The organism is Leclercia sp. GLN_9 (genome assembly GCF_043105735.1).
GTDB lineage: Bacteria > Pseudomonadota > Gammaproteobacteria > Enterobacterales > Enterobacteriaceae > Enterobacter > Enterobacter adecarboxylatus.
The window spans coordinates 184,343-199,769 of sequence record NZ_JBICLV010000005.1; the positions used below are offsets into that span (position 1 = coordinate 184,343).

Annotated in this window: 12 protein-coding genes and 1 tRNA gene; 8 read left to right on the plus strand and 5 right to left on the minus strand. The window is 57.9% G+C overall.

Annotated features, from left to right (window positions below):
- Nucleotides 1-8: 8 nt before the first annotated feature.
- Genes lapG through ACF8PE_RS03285 form a run of 3 tightly spaced genes read left to right on the plus strand, consistent with a single transcriptional unit; the run spans nucleotide 9 to nucleotide 3,028 of the window.
- Complete coding sequence (gene lapG, locus ACF8PE_RS03275) at nucleotides 9-704, plus strand: cysteine protease LapG (protein WP_032612919.1); 696 nt, start codon at nucleotides 9-11, stop codon at nucleotides 702-704.
- 9 nt (nucleotides 705-713) lie between these two features.
- On the plus strand, nucleotides 714-2,660 hold the full coding sequence (lapD, locus tag ACF8PE_RS03280) for a cyclic di-GMP receptor LapD (RefSeq protein WP_059307453.1): 1,947 nt from the start codon (nucleotides 714-716) through the stop codon (nucleotides 2,658-2,660).
- 26 nt (nucleotides 2,661-2,686) lie between these two features.
- Nucleotides 2,687-3,028, plus strand: a complete 342-nt coding sequence (locus ACF8PE_RS03285) for a hypothetical protein (protein WP_032612914.1) — start codon at nucleotides 2,687-2,689, stop codon at nucleotides 3,026-3,028.
- 478 nt (nucleotides 3,029-3,506) lie between these two features.
- Here ACF8PE_RS03285 and ACF8PE_RS03290 read toward each other — a convergent pair whose 3' ends face one another.
- A complete protein-coding gene (locus tag ACF8PE_RS03290) occupies nucleotides 3,507-3,677 on the minus strand; it encodes a hypothetical protein (protein WP_155167102.1) in 171 nt (56 codons plus the stop codon).
- Nucleotides 3,678-3,786: 109 nt separating this feature from the next.
- On the opposite strand from ACF8PE_RS03290, the gene ACF8PE_RS03295 reads away from it, so the two are divergent.
- The 5 genes from ACF8PE_RS03295 (at nucleotide 3,787) to ACF8PE_RS03315 (ending at nucleotide 13,622) form a co-directional block, all read left to right on the plus strand.
- On the plus strand, nucleotides 3,787-7,119 hold the full coding sequence (locus tag ACF8PE_RS03295; protein ID WP_392494593.1) for a hypothetical protein: 3,333 nt from the start codon (nucleotides 3,787-3,789) through the stop codon (nucleotides 7,117-7,119).
- Complete coding sequence (locus ACF8PE_RS03300; protein ID WP_223610495.1) at nucleotides 7,116-8,459, plus strand: hypothetical protein; 1,344 nt, start codon at nucleotides 7,116-7,118, stop codon at nucleotides 8,457-8,459. Before ACF8PE_RS03295 ends, ACF8PE_RS03300 begins: the two co-directional genes overlap by 4 nt.
- A gap of 179 nt (nucleotides 8,460-8,638) precedes the next feature.
- A complete protein-coding gene (locus tag ACF8PE_RS03305; RefSeq protein ID WP_103793017.1) occupies nucleotides 8,639-9,988 on the plus strand; it encodes a TolC family outer membrane protein in 1,350 nt (449 codons plus the stop codon).
- Between the two features lie 96 nt (nucleotides 9,989-10,084).
- Nucleotides 10,085-12,271 (plus strand): type I secretion system permease/ATPase, encoded by a 2,187-nt coding sequence (locus ACF8PE_RS03310; RefSeq protein ID WP_223610494.1) that lies wholly within the window; start codon nucleotides 10,085-10,087, stop codon nucleotides 12,269-12,271.
- Complete coding sequence (locus ACF8PE_RS03315) at nucleotides 12,258-13,622, plus strand: HlyD family type I secretion periplasmic adaptor subunit (protein WP_059349855.1); 1,365 nt, start codon at nucleotides 12,258-12,260, stop codon at nucleotides 13,620-13,622. The genes ACF8PE_RS03310 and ACF8PE_RS03315 overlap by 14 nt, the downstream gene beginning before the upstream one ends.
- Nucleotides 13,623-13,663: 41 nt before the next feature.
- Here the strand turns inward: ACF8PE_RS03315 and ACF8PE_RS03320 are convergent, their stop codons facing one another.
- The 4 genes from ACF8PE_RS03320 to ACF8PE_RS03335 form a co-directional block, all read right to left on the minus strand.
- The gene (locus ACF8PE_RS03320) at nucleotides 13,664-14,203 is read right to left on the minus strand and encodes a DUF2058 domain-containing protein (RefSeq protein WP_103793572.1); all 540 of its coding nucleotides are present in this window, start codon (nucleotides 14,201-14,203) and stop codon (nucleotides 13,664-13,666) included.
- Nucleotides 14,204-14,292: 89 nt separating this feature from the next.
- Complete coding sequence (locus ACF8PE_RS03325; protein WP_130588444.1) at nucleotides 14,293-14,832, minus strand: isochorismatase family protein; 540 nt, start codon at nucleotides 14,830-14,832, stop codon at nucleotides 14,293-14,295.
- A 150-nt stretch (nucleotides 14,833-14,982) separates the two neighbouring features.
- A complete protein-coding gene (locus tag ACF8PE_RS03330; protein ID WP_285126037.1) occupies nucleotides 14,983-15,204 on the minus strand; it encodes a hypothetical protein in 222 nt (73 codons plus the stop codon).
- Between the two features lie 131 nt (nucleotides 15,205-15,335).
- Nucleotides 15,336-15,407, minus strand: a tRNA-Arg gene (locus ACF8PE_RS03335).
- Nucleotides 15,408-15,427 lie beyond the last annotated feature (20 nt).

A 15,427-nucleotide genomic window follows, 5' to 3' on the forward strand; every position in this document is an offset into this window, starting at 1 on the left:
CCGTCTCCATGCGACCTCCTCGTTCCCGCCTCTCAGTGAGTTGTCGACGTTGGCTGTCGCTCTGGCTGGTGATATTGCTGGCTATTTCGCCCGGACTGGGTGCCGGGTGGGATTTCAGTGCCATCAGCACCCGCACCGAACGGCTGTATGGCCCGGCGACCCCGGCTGCCCGACAGCGAATAGATGAGTGGGCGGCCTTGCTTAACCAACCGTCGCAGGGCACGATCCAGGACAAGTTGAAGCAGGTTAACCAGTTTTTTAACGCCAGGATGGCCTTCCGGGATGATATCGTCGTCTGGAAACAGCAGGACTACTGGGCAACGCCGATTGAATTTCTGCGTAAAGGGGCAGGGGACTGCGAGGATTTTGCACTGGCGAAATATTTCACTCTGCGCGAAATGGGCGTTCCCGCGAACCAGTTACGTATTACCTATGTAAAAGCACTCGAACTGAACCAGGCGCACATGGTGGTGACATGGTATCCCACCCCCACGGCGATCCCCCTGGTTCTGGACAATCTTAAAACCGCCATTTTGCCGGCAACGCAGCGTACCGATCTGCTTCCCGTATACGCCTTCAACGGCGAAGGGTTATGGCTACCGCAGTCCGGCGGCAACAAACGCGTGGGCGACAGCAAACGGCTCTCCCGCTGGCAGGATCTTCTCACCCGAATGCGTGCAGAAGGATTTGTAATTAATGAATAGGATAGGGCCATGTCTCTTTATAAACAGCTACTGATCGGCATCTGTTTATTTACGTTTGTCATTTTCTGCGGCAACTTTGTGGTGACCCTGGAAAGCTCGCGGGAGCAGTACCGCAACCAGCTTAGCGCCCACGCGCAGGATGCCGCGACGGCGTTGGGGGTGTCGCTGACGACGCATATCGACGACCCGACCATGACCGAACTGATGGTGAACTCCATCTTCGACAGCGGCTATTTCTATCGCATCCGTGTGGTCGATATTAAGACCAATAAACCGATCATCGAGCGCAGCGATGTGCCCCAGAGTAGTCACGTACCGCAGTGGTTCGTGCGGCTGGTGCACCTCAGCCCCGGCGAAGGCGACGCCATTGTGATGCGCGGCTGGACGCAGGTCGCACGGGTTGAAGTGGTCAGCCATCCGATGTTTGCCCTGGCCCGCCTGTGGAACAGTATCGTCGCCAGCTTTCTGTGGCTGATCGGCTGTAGCCTGCTGTTTGTGCTTGCCGCCACCCTGCTGTTACGCCGTACGCTGCGCCCGCTTAACTATATTGTCGGCCAGGCGATGGCGATCTGCCGCCGCGAGTTTCTCAACGTATCGGCCCTACCGAAGACCCCGGAGTTACGCCGGGTGGTAGAGGCGACCAACATGATGGTGACCCAGCTTAAGGCGCTGTTCAGCGAGCAGGCCCGGCGCACGGAGTCCTTGCGCCAGGAGGCCTATCACGACAGCCTGACCGGCCTGAGCAACCGCCGCGCGTTTGATATTCAGCTACAGTCACGCCTGAGCGATGAAGAGAACGCCGCCGGGCACATCCTGCTGCTGCGGGTCCAGGATCTGATGGGCCTCAACCAGCGGTTGGGCGGAGCGAAATCCGATCAGCTGCTGGTGGCGGTGGCGAATATTCTCACCGGCCTGCAGCGCAACTATTTTCACAACGAAGGCTTTGTTGCCCGCGTGCGCGGCGGGGAGTTCGCCATTATCGCCCCGCAGATCCTCGGGCAGGATCTCGATAACCTGAGCAACACCCTCAGCACGCAGCTCAAGGCGCTGTCTGAGATGGGCATGAGCGACGTTTCGCCGGTAGCCCACTTCGCGCTGGTTCCTTTTAATATTGGCGATACGCCGCAGGCGGTGCTGGCGCAGGCAGACCAGGCGCTGGCGAGAGCGGAAACGGAGATGCGCTTCTTTGCCAGCCCTGATACCACCTCGGCGACGGAGCGCGAAGAGGATCATCACAGCTGGTACACCCGGCTCGACGCAGTGCTGACCCACGGCGCATTCGAGCTTTTTTCCCAGCCGGTGTATGCCTGTAATAACGCGCAGGGGGTACAGCATCATAAGATCCTGGCCCGCATCAGAACCGAGGACGGGGAACTGGTGCCAGCGGGACGCTTTATGCCGTGGATCCACCGTCTCGATCTCAGCCGTCGCATGGATATCGTGATGCTTCAGCAGACCCTGCAAGAGCTGGCAAAATCGCCGCGCCCGCTGGCGCTGAGTATCAGCGGTGCCAGCGTGGCGGACGACCAGAGCCTGAACGCCCTGCTGCAACCGCTGAAAGGCGTACCGCAGCTCGCTGCCTGGCTGACCCTGGAGCTGGATGAAAATGAGCTTCCCGACGTTGAGCGCGTAAACGTGCTGGTCAGTCGTCTGAAGGCGTTGGGTTGTCGTCTGGGGATCCAGCATTTTGGTGGTCGTTTCCACCTTATCGGCAATTTACCGCAGTGGGGACTGGCCTGGATTAAAGTTGATGGCAGTTATATTCGCGATATAGACAGCGAGGACGATAAAAAACTGTTTATTGAGGCTATTTACTGGGCGACCCGCCAGATTAATCTGCCGCTTATTGCCGAACGTGTGGAAACAGCGGGTGAACTGGCCATTCTGGAAAAAATTGGTCTGCATGGCGCGATGGGGCGCTATTTCGCTGACGCCAGTACGCTGGGTGGAAATTAACCTCACAGTCTGAATGGAGGCTGGAAATGTATTACGTAGAACGCGATACGGAAAAACGAATTATTCGGGTGGAGCTGACACCTTTTTCCACAATGACGGAACAGCATGACCTGTGCACACCCGAGATTGACGAGTGGATGCGCCAGCGAGAGATCCGCGAAGCCACGCTGTATCAACTGCGGCAGAGCGACCTTGAGATGGTGCGTGTGCTGGAGGACCTTATCGAGGTGCTGATGAGCAAAGGTGTCATAACCATTACCGACCTGCCGCCAGCCGCGCAGGCGAAACTCACCAGTCGTGCGCAGGCGCGCCGCTCGCTGAGTGGGCTGGAAGGATTAATCGCAGATGATGATGAAGGGCTTATTTGAGTCGCTTTCGTTATACGGCGGGATTAATCAACATTAATCTGAAGTTAATGGTTTTACTCTTTTTATTGGTAGTGCATGTTATTTAGATTCCAAATGATACATGCCATCAATTAATATAGAGACCTGACACGGGCCTACATCAATAAAATTGTTGCTAAGGGGTGTATCCTTGTCGGTGTTGCACAGCAAATTACTAATACAGATTTAATTCTCTTTTAGCATTCTAAGCCTGAGCAATGGATGAATTGGGCGTGAACAGGATTGAGGGAAACAATATATGAGCGGCGTATCCGGGATCGTCAAAGCAGTAATAGGGCAGGTATTCGCAGTCAGTCCTGACGGCAGCAAGCGTTTGCTGACGGAAGGCGACAGGATCCTCGACGGAGAACAAGTTCAGACCGGGCCGACCGGCGCGATTTCCTTATCGCTGGCGGACGGCAAACAGGTTGATCTGGGACGGGACAGCCACTGGGACAGCTCAGGGCACGTGGCTACAGACGCCACGGCGGCCCAGCAGCAGGACATCGCGGCTATTCAGCAGGCCATTGCCGACGGGCAGGACCCGACGCAAACCCTGGAGGCGCCAGCCGCAGGCCCTCAGCCTGGCAACTCTGGCGGTGAGCCAGGCGGCAGCGGCGGCGGATCGCATACCCACGTCGTGCTCGATTTAACCGCTGAGGTTGTTGACCCTAATGCCGGTTACCCGACAATCGGCCTTGATTTCCCCGACGATGAGCGCCCGGAAGAAATAACGCTGCTTGATACTGACGATTCTGATGCTGATGCTGATGCTGATGCAGATGCGGATTCTGATGCGGATTCTGATGCAGATGCCGACTCCGATTCTGACTCTGACTCTGACGCGGATGCGGATGCGGATGCCGACGCTGACGCTGACGCTGATGCCGATTCTGATGCAGATGCAGATGCAGATGCAGATGCAGATGCGGATTCTGATGCAGATGCCGACTCCGATTCTGACTCTGACTCTGACTCTGACTCTGACTCTGACTCTGACTCTGATGCGGATGCCGACGCTGACGCTGACGCAGACGCAGACGCTGACGCGGATGCCGATGCCGATGCCGACTCCGATTCTGACGCTGAGGCGGACGCCGACGCAGATGCGGATGCAGACGCCGACTCCGATTCTGACGCTGATGCGGACGCCGATGCAGATTCCGACGCTGACGCTGACGCGGATGCGGACTCGGATTCTGATGCCGACGCCGACGCCGACGCGGATGCTGATGCCGACGCAGATGCAGACGCTGATGCGGACGCTGACGCTGATGCGGACGCTGACGCCGATGCGGATGCAGATGCAGACGCCGATGCGGATGCGGATTCTGATGCCGACGCGGATGCGGATGCGGATGCCGATGCCGATGCCGATGCGGATGCGGATGCCGATGCGGATGCTGATGCCGACTCCGATTCTGACTCTGACTCTGACTCTGACTCTGACTCTGACTCTGACTCTGACTCTGACTCTGACTCTGACTCTGACGCGGATGCCGACGCGGATGCTGACGCCGATGCGGATGCCGATGCCGATTCCGATTCCGACACGGACGCCGATGCAGACGCTGATGCGGACGCTGACGCCGATGCGGATGCCGATTCTGATGCGGATGCGGATGCGGATGCCGACTCCGATTCTGACGCCGATGCAGACGCTGATGCGGATGCGGATTCTGACGCTGACGCTGACGCTGACGCTGATGCGGATGCGGATGCCGACTCCGATTCTGACGCTGATGCGGATGCCGACGCCGATGCGGACTCCGATTCTGATGCAGATTCTGACGCTGATGCGGATGCCGACGCCGATGCGGACTCCGATTCTGATGCAGATTCTGACGCCGATGCGGATGCTGATGCAGATGCAGATGCGGATGCTGATGCTGATGCCGATGCTGATGCAGATGCCGATTCTGACGCCGACGCAGATGCTGATGCCGACGCGGATGCTGATGCTGATGCAGACTCTGATGCCGACGCAGATGCGGACGCCGATGCAGACGCTGATGCAGACGCGGATGCTGATGCTGATGCAGACTCTGATGCCGACGCAGATGCGGACGCCGATGCAGACGCTGATGCGGACGCTGACGCCGATGCGGATGCCGATGCCGACGCTGACGCAGATGCAGACGCGGACGCCGATGCAGACGCTGATGCGGACGCTGACGCCGATGCGGATGCCGATGCCGACGCTGACGCAGATGCAGACGCGGATGCTGATGCCGATGCCGATGCCGACGCCGATGCCGACGCTGATGCTGATGCGGATGCCGATTCTGACGCCGACGCTGATGCGGACGCAGATGCTGATTCAGATGCCGATGCCGATGCTGATTCAGATGCCGATGCAGATGCGGATGCGGATGCGGACGCCGATTCTGATGCCGACTCCGATTCTGACGCCGATGCAGATGCAGATGCGGATTCTGATGCAGATGCCGACTCCGATTCTGACTCTGACGCGGATGCGGACGCCGACGCTGATGCCGATGCGGACTCCGATTCTGACGCTGATGCGGATGCCGACGCTGACGCAGATGCGGACGCTGATGCCGACGCTGACGCAGATGCCGATTCCGATTCTGATGCAGACGCCGACGCGGATGCCGACGCAGACGCCGATTCTGACGCCGATGCAGATGCGGATTCTGATGCAGATGCCGACTCCGATTCTGACTCTGACGCTGATGCGGACTCCGACGCTGATGCTGATTCAGATGCCGATGCCGACGCTGACGCCGATGCAGATGCAGATGCCGATTCTGACGCCGATGCCGATGCAGACGCCGATTCTGACGCCGATGCAGATGCCGATTCTGATGCAGATGCCGACTCCGATTCTGACTCTGACGCGGATGCGGATGCTGACGCTGATGCGGATGCTGACGCTGATGCGGACGCCGACGCTGATGCCGATGCGGACTCCGATTCTGACGCTGATGCGGACGCCGACGCTGATGCCGATGCGGACTCCGATTCTGACGCTGATGCGGATGCCGACGCTGACGCGGATGCTGATGCAGATGCGGATGCCGATGCCGATTCTGATGCCGACGCAGATGCGGACGCCGATGCGGATGCCGATTCTGATGCGGATGCCGACTCCGATTCTGACGCCGACGCGGATGCCGATTCCGATTCCGATTCCGACGCGGATGCGGACTCCGACGCTGATGCTGACGCCGACGCTGACGCCGATTCTGATGCGGACGCTGATGCCGACGCGGATGCGGACTCTGATGCTGATGCTGATGCTGATGCAGATGCAGATGCTGATGCAGATGCAGATGCGGACTCCGATTCTGACGCCGACGCCGACGCAGATGCAGACGCCGATGCCGATGCGGATGCGGATGCCGACTCCGATTCTGACGCGGATGCGGACGCTGATGCCGATGCCGATTCTGACGCCGACGCGGATGCAGATGCCGACGCAGACGCCGATTCTGACGCTGATGCGGATGCAGACGCTGATGCAGATGTCGATGCAGATGCGGACTCCGATGCCGACGCTGATGCGGATGCCGATGCGGATGCAGACGCCGACTCTGACGCCGACGCTGATGCGGATGCCGATGCAGATGCCGACGCTGATGCCGATGCGGATGCGGATGCCGACGCAGATGCCGACGCGGATGCGGATGCCGATTCTGACGCGGATGCCGATGCCGATGCGGATGCAGACGCCGATGCGGATGCTGATGCCGATGCCGATGCGGATGCTGATGCCGATTCTGATGCGGATGCGGATGCCGACTCCGATTCTGACGCCGACGCGGATGCTGATGCAGACGCCGATGCTGATGCCGATTCCGATTCCGACGCGGATGCGGATGCAGACGCTGATGCGGATTCTGACGCAGACGCTGATGCTGATGCAGATGCGGACGCCGACTCCGATTCTGATGCCGATGCAGATGCCGACGCCGATGCCGATGCCGACGTCAAACTCACCGTCACCGTCACCCCTGGTGATAAGACGACCGAGACGTCAGATGACAAGATCATCCACATTAACGGCGGCAGCGGCGATCCGAACGGTTACGATATCCAGAATGGCGTGATTGTAGCGATCGGCAGTAACGTGCACGTCTGGCTGACCCCGGATAGCCCAGACGGTAAGATTCAGGGCGACTTCGTGCCGAAGGCCGACAGCCCGGATCAGATCCACTACTACAACAGCCAGGGTAACGCCAACGCCAATAACGACGGCAAGACCCATACCGATATCTTTGTAGTAGGTGACCATACGGGTGGCTACTACCAGCAGGGCGACTGGCCGCAGGATCGCTATGAATTCCGGCCGATCAACGGCATCACCGGCAACCAGGGCTTACCGCATAGCGATCAAGGTAAGGACTATATCTTTGTTCAGGGTAATGAGGCTGACTATACCGTCACCGGTGTCGATCATCCGCAGAACAACAAAAACAACGACATAGATAACCTGCATGTGGTCGATAACGAGACCGGGAAATCGCCGTTCCAGAATGCCAACGGCATCGAGGGCGTTATTTTTGGTGACGGCCCATCCTCCAGCCACGGCGGCGATACCACGGTCACTACCACGGCCACACTGAACCTCGACATAAATCTCGAAAGCTCAGATAACAGTGACCACCTGACCAGCCTCTCTCTGGGGGGCATTCCTGAGAATGCGACCTTTACGGGTAACTACACCAGTGTCAGTTACGACGCGGAGAATAAGGTCTATCACCTGACCTTTGATAATGACACCTCGCACTTTATCGGCCAGGTCAGCGTTGAACTCCCGGACGGTAAGAGCGATTTCGGTGAGATCACGCTGGAAGTAGGTTCTACCGCAGACGATCAGCATGAAACCGACTTTACCGTTGATGGCAAAGAGGGGGGCACCTTCGTGAGCGAAAGCCACGGTGGGGAAGAGCATGCTGATGATGCTATGGACGACGATCACTCGCTGATGGCCAGCCACAGCATTGAGGAGAGCCATGCCGATCATGACGTCGAGGAGAGCGATAAGCAGATCCATACCAGCAGTCTGGAGGCTGACAATCACGCCGCTTCGTTAATTGACGATGACAATCTGCTGCTTAGTACCACTGCAGAGCATAACGAGACGCCGACGGCATCGGCCGATCATGCGTTGCCGGGCGATGATCAGAGTGAAGCCTTTACCACGCTGCAGAGCGCCAGCCCGGGGCAGGACGAGCAGTTGAACTTTAGCGATCTCATCCATGACGAAGGGCATAACGATCTCAGCACCCTGATTCAGGCGGGTCCGCAGAGTGGTGCGGCCGACGGCCAGGCGGAGATTGAGCATGTGCCTGCTGAAGGCGGCGAGATCGCCGGAACGGACGGCTACGACGCCGGTAATGACGCGATGCTGGATAATCTGATCGCAAAACCGGAAGAGCATGCCTGATCGGCCGCCGCGCAGAGTGCAGTTGACTCTGCGCGGCAACAAAGATGATTTGAATTGACCTCAGACGAAGGATTCCGTCCGAACATTAACGCGCAGGATGCATTTTTCCCTCGGTCTAATGGGATTTTCTCTGGTGGGTATTGACCAATAATCAAGGGATATGAAGGAAAAGCAACAAAATGAAAAAGTACAGTCAGATTGTGATGGGTGCGGCGCTGGTGTTGAGCGCAACGCAGGGCCAGGCCACTACGCTTGAGCAGGCCGTAAAAGACAGCCTGCTCTGGCACCCGGAAGTTAACGCGTCGGTGAACAGCCGCTATTCTGCAGATCAGGATCTTCGCGCTGCCAAAGGTGGCTATCTGCCAACGCTGGATCTCACCGCCGGTACCGGTTGGGAGCAAACCGATAACGCCAGCACCCGCGCGGCAGGCGATCATCTGCGTGATTTGCACCGCAGCGAATCTGCCATCAACCTGCGCCAGAACGTCTTCAACGGTTTTGCCACGACCAGCGAAGTGGGCCGTCAGAAAGCGACGGTCAACTCGCGTGCCTGGACGGTGCTGAATACCAGCGAATCTACCGCGCTGCAGGCGATCCAGAGCTATCTCGACGTGCTGATGCGCCAGAAGATGGTGGCACTGGCAGAAGATAACCTGAAGAATCACGAACGGGTGTTCGACCAGATCCGCCTGCGTACCGAGCAAGGCGTGGGCCGTCAGGCAGACTTTGAGCAGGCACAAGCCCGTCTGGCACAGGCGCGCAACAACCTGCTGACCGAGCAAACCAACCTCGAAGACTCCCGCGCCAACTACCAGAGCATCACCGGCAAAGAGCCTGATACCCTGGTGATGCCCACTAAACTCGCCGTTCCCGCCTCGCTGGACGCCGCGCGTGCTGTGATGCTGGAAAACAACCCGCTGCTGAAACAGGCCGATGCCGATGTGGAAGCGACCCGTCAGCAGTACGAGGCGGCAAAATCGCGCTTTTACCCGGATGTGAATGTTGAAGTCGGTCGTACCATGGATAACAACATTGATGGCACCCGCGGGCACAGCCAGGAGTGGCAGGCGATGCTGCGTATGCGCTACAACCTCTATAACGGCGGCAGCGACCAGGCAACGCTCACCTCTTACGCCTACAAAATGAAAGAGGCGCAGGATGTGAAAAATAATGCCCAGCGCCAGCTGAACGAAGATCTGCGTCTGGCCTGGAACGCCCTGAGAAATGCCGGGCAGCAGGTGCCTATCGCGAAGGAGTATGCCGATCGCAGCGTGCAGGTGCGTAGCGCCTATCAGGAGCAGTTCAGCCTGGGCGACCGTACCCTGCTCGATATGCTGGACAGCGAAAACGAAGTGTTCAGCGCTCAGCGCCGTTACGTTGAACTGCAGTTTGTCGATATGTTTACCACCTACCGCATCAGCGCCCGTACCGGTGAGCTGCTCAAAAACCTGAACATTCAGGCACCGTCGGCAGCGCAGCCGCTCGATCAAGCGCAACGTACCCAGGCAGAGCTGCCTGAGTTAAAATAGGGCCTTTGAAGGCTGACGGGGGTTATTCCGGCTGACACCGGGACAACCCTCTCTTTTTTATCTGCGGCATCGGTCTGCAGAACACTGAGGCAGAGAATGACGCCTGACATTGATTCCCCCGATCGCATCGAGAGCACGTCGCAGACGCAGGGCAGACAGGATCCGCGGCAAAGCCATGACGATCCGCTGCTGGATGCGCTGATGATCGTCTGTAAATTGCATAACATTGCCACCAGCCGCAACGTCCTGACCACCGGCCTGCCGCTGGAGGCCCATACGCTGACGATTGAGACCTTTCCGCGAGCCGCCGGACGGGCAGGGCTAAAGGCGCGGGTCGTGCAACGTCCGCTGGAAAACATTACCGCGATGTCTCTGCCCGCCGTTCTGCTGCTGAAAAACAACCAGACCGCGGTGCTGATTGGCTGGGATCACCAGCAGCGCGCACGTCTGCTGCCCAGTGAAACGGAAGGCGGTGAGATTACCGTCTCACCCGAGACGCTGGCGGAAAACTACAGCGGCCGGGTGATTTTCATCTCCCCGGAACATGAGTTTGATGCCCAGCCAACGGCCACGCTGCCCCGCACCACGGCCTGGTTCCAGGAAACCCTCAAGCTGTCGAAATTCCTCTACGTGGATGCGGTTGTCGCCAGCTTCCTCGTTAACCTGGTGGCGCTTGCCGCCCCGCTGTTTGTGATGAACGTCTATGACCGGGTCGTGCCCAACCAGGCGACTGCCACCCTGTGGGTACTGGCGATCGGCATTAGCATTGCGTATGTGTTCGACTTTGTCCTGAAGATCCTGCGTGGCATTTGCCTTGACCTGGCGGGTAAAAAGACCGACCTGGTGGTCTCCTCGGCGCTGTTCGAGCGGCTGCTGGGGATGAAGATGAAGCTACGCCCGCAGCGGGTGGGGAGCTTCGCGCAGAACTTCCAGGAGTTCCAGTCGATCCGCGACTTTCTTTCGTCGCTGACCCTGACCGCCTTTATCGACCTGCCGTTTACACTGCTGATCCTGCTGCTGATTGGCATCATCGGTGGCCCGCTGGTGTTTATCCCGCTGCTCTCCTATCCCCTGGCGCTGCTGGTGAACTGGCTGATCCAGCGCCCGCTGATGTCGCGGGTTAAGAAAACCTACCAGCTCTCCAATGAACGTCAGGCGATGCTGGTGGAGACGCTGACCGGCCTCGATGCCATCAAGATTAATAACGCCCAGAGCGAGCGCCAGTATCAGTGGGAACACCTGACCGGGCAACTCAGCAAGCTGGAGCTGCGAGTCAAGTCGCTTTCCTATGTAGCGGTGAACTTTACCGCCTGGCTGCAGCAGTTCAGCGGCGTGGCCATTATCGTGGCCGGGGTCTACATCATTATTGGCGGCAACCTGAGCATGGGCGGGTTGATTGCCTGCTACCTGCTGCACCGCCGCGCCATGATGCCCATTGGCCAGCTGTGCAGCCTAATCACCCGCTATCAGCGCGCGCGGATGACCAAAGGCACCATCGACCGAATGATGGGGCTGGAGCAGGAGGTGCAGGACAACGAGGTGCCGCTGAAGCGGGAGACGCTCTCCGGGGCCATTGAGCTGCGCGACGTCACCTTTGTCTACCCGGGCAACCAGTACGCTTCGCTCAGCAATGTCTCGCTGACGATCCAGCCCGGCGAGAAGGTGGGGATCATCGGCCGCAGCGGGTCGGGTAAAAGCTCACTGGCGAAACTGCTGGTGGGGTTTTACCAGCCTGACAGCGGCAATGTGCTGATAGACGGCATCGATGCCCGCCAGATCGATGTGCACGATCTGCGCCATAACATCGGCTATGCCCCGCAGGATATTCACCTGTTCAGCGGCACCCTGCGCGAGAATCTGGTCTACGGTGCCAGCTATGTTGACGACGAGACCATGCTCCGGGTCGCCACCCTGACCGGGGTCCATGAATTCGCCCGCCGCCATCCGTCCGGGTACAACATGCAGGTGGGCGAGCGGGGGATGAGTCTCTCGGGCGGCCAGCGGCAGGCGGTGGCACTGGCGCGCGCGTTGCTGCTCGATCCCCCGGTGCTGCTGATGGATGAACCCACCAGCTCGATGGATAACACCAGCGAAGATCTGATTAAAAAGGCGCTAATACCGGTCATCAGCAACAAAACGCTGCTGATGGTCACGCATCGTGCGTCGCTGCTGACGCTGGTGGACCGTCTGATCATTGTCGATAACGGCAAAATCATTGCCGACGGCCCGAAAGAGAGCGTGATGAGTGCGCTGAAGAAGGGACAAATTCATGCGAATCGTTGATACGCTTAGCCGCCTGATGAGCTGGCTGTCGGGCGATAAACAGCCCGCGCCGTTCACCACCAATGAAGTCAACAAAGCCTTGCTGGATGATGCCCCGCGGGTGGTGCGCGTCACCCTGTGGGCGATTTTTGCCTTCTTTATCGCCATGATCCTCTGGGCCTCGCTGGCCAGCATTGATGAGGTGACGCGCGGGGAAGGGCGGGCCATTCCTTCGTCCCGTCTGCAGAAGGTGCAGAACCTTGAAGGCGGGATCGTGGCTGAGGTCTTTGTGCACGAAGGCGAGGTGGTGAAAGCCGGGGCACCGCTTTTGCGTCTGGATGATACCCAGTTTCGTTCTAACGCCGGTGAGACACAAGCTGACAGGCTGGCATTGCAGGCGCGCATCCAGCGTCTGACCGCTCAACTCAACGATGCCTCAACCCTGACCCTGGCTCCGGAGATTGTTCAGCAGGCACCCGATATCGCCAACGGCGAGATGGAACTGTTCGCCAGCGTGAACAAGCGTATCCAGAGCGAGCTGGCCGGGCTTAACGAACAGCTGGTGCAGAAGAAGCAGGAGTTACTCGACTTCCAGGGCAAGGCCAGCCAGTACCGGCGTAGCCTGGGGCTGCAGCAGCAGGAGGTCAGCATGTCTGAACCTCTGGTGGCAAAAGGGGCCATCTCAAAAGTAGAAGTGCTCCGTCTGCGTCGGGGTGTGGTTGAAACTCAGGGGCAACTGGACTCTGTGACCCTTGCCATTCCCCGGGCGGAAGCGGCCATCAAGGAGATTGAGAGCAAGGTCAGTGAAACGCGGGGGCGTTACCGCAGCGAGGCGCTGGGGCAGCTTAACGAGGCACGAACCGATCTCAGTAAAATAGAGGCCTCCGGCAAAGCGATCACCGACCGGGTGAACCGTACGCTGGTCACCTCGCCGGTTCGCGGCGTCGTGCAGCAGCTGCTGGTCAACACCATTGGCGGCGTGATCCAACCGGGTAATGACCTGGTGGAGATTGTTCCGCTGGACGACAAACTGCTGGTGGAGGCCAAAATTCGGCCGCAGGACATCGCGTTTTTGCGTCCGGGCCAGGAAGCGACGGTGAAATTTACTGCCTACGACTACACCATTTATGGCGGGCTGAAGGGCACGCTGGAGCAGATCAGCCCCGATACGGTGACCGACAAAGACGGGAAGAGTTTTTATATTATTCGTCTGCGTACCGACAAAAATCACCTTGGTACGGATGAGAAGCCGCTGCTGATTATTCCGGGGATGGTGGCTTCGGTGGATATCATTACCGGCAAGAAAACGGTGATGGCCTATCTGCTGAAACCGATCCTGCGCGCGAAAGCGGAGGCGTTCCGCGAGCGTTAAGCGGGATACAGACCACCTCCCGGGGAGGTGGTCTGTAAGCATTACCACATCAGATCGTCAGGCACGACAAAATCGGCATAAGGATCGTCTTCGTCCTTCGCTTCCTGAGTCAGCTCGCTGCTCAACACGATATAGCTTGCATCACGCTGCATAATTTTATTTGCCACTACCGCCGGGATAATGGCGTATTCGCTTTCGCGGCCCGCTTCGGCAACCAGACGCGCAATGGCGAGACGGCCATTGATCAGCTGCGCTTGCGTGGTTTTATCGACATAGATTTTTTTGATGAGGTTATTGTCGGTGAAGTTAAAACCGATATCGCCTCTTGCCACCACGACCCGGTTCATCTCAATTAACTGCTTGATCTGTGCCTTGTACTCTTTTGCAAGAGTCGCTTGCTTCTGCTGCTCGCTTAACTCTTTATCGCGTTCAATTTGCGCCTGTTTATTCACTTCAACGGCTTCGCGTGCTTCACGCGCCTGTACGCGGGATTTTTTGGCGGTGCGCTGCACTTTCGCCATTTTTTTGCTGCTGACTAAGCCAGCTTTAAGCATCTGCTCTTGTAGTGTGAGTTTGGTCATGGTCGTTTCTGAAGTCTGTCATAAGATTTACAGATTATACCCTGAAGCGTTGGCGACGTGCCAGGTGATGGACGCCCAGGGCACAGTACTCAGGAAAGCGGTAAATCCGTGGCGTCTTTCACCTGCGCGAAACCGGCAGCAAGCAGCCCCAGGGTGACATCATGAATGGCCTTTGCGCTGAGTTGATGGTCTTCCATGGCAAAACTTATCACCGAATCTTTTAGCACCGTCATCTTTAACCCCAGATCGGCACCCATTCTGACGGTTGAGTTGACACAGAATCCTGCCACGGCACCGATAACGACCACCTCTGAAATACCTGCGTCCTGAAGATAAGCCAGTAGTCCCGTTGAGCTGAATGCGGAGGAGGTGTGTTTGATAAATACCGGTTCGTCAGCGCGTTCATTAAAGGATTCAAGGGGCTGGCTTGACGGCGAGTTGTGATGAAGAGGAGAACCCTGAGCAGGCGTCTGGTGGCGAACATGGATGACCGGGTTACCTGCTGCTCTGAATTTCTCAATTACGGCGGTCATATTTTCAATGCTCGCCTGAGGGAAGTATTCAACGCCTTGTTGGATTCTTTCTGCTACGAAATTCTGCATGTCGATGATAAGGAGCGCTTTTGACATAGTACCCTCTGTAGACCGGATGGGTGGCAGGGTTATCTGCCTTCACGGGCAAATGAATTGCCCGTCATATGAACGAGACCCCAAAAGCGTATCCGTTTTGCTCAGGGGTGTCAGCGACCGGGTTTGGTGGGTTTTGGCGTCTCCTGCATCTTACCGAATCACATTACCATGCTGTACGCAGCGACCATCGTTGCAGTTAACGGCATCCACTCTGGCGGCACGGTGATTTCTGGCCTGAGCGGTAACCGTCGCTGCTGCCACCGGATGTGAGGAGTTTGCCACTACCGCAGCGCGCTCGACCGGGTGAAAAATAACGCCAGCAAACGCAGAGCAAGGGGCGAGTAATGCCATCACAATGAGGATTCGTTTCATTCCATATCTCCGTTATTTTTTAAGAAGTGAATTCGTGCTAACGGCGGCAGAGTACAGTACAGCGATACGGGATGTTGTGTGTATGGGTGCTATTGGCAGGGAAGTGGCAGAGGGCGTGGCAGGTGGGCAAATGTCCCCTGCAGGAATCGAACCTGCAACTAGCCCTTAGGAGGGGCTCGTTATATCCATTTAACTAAGGGGACGAAGCGGCACGATTATAACG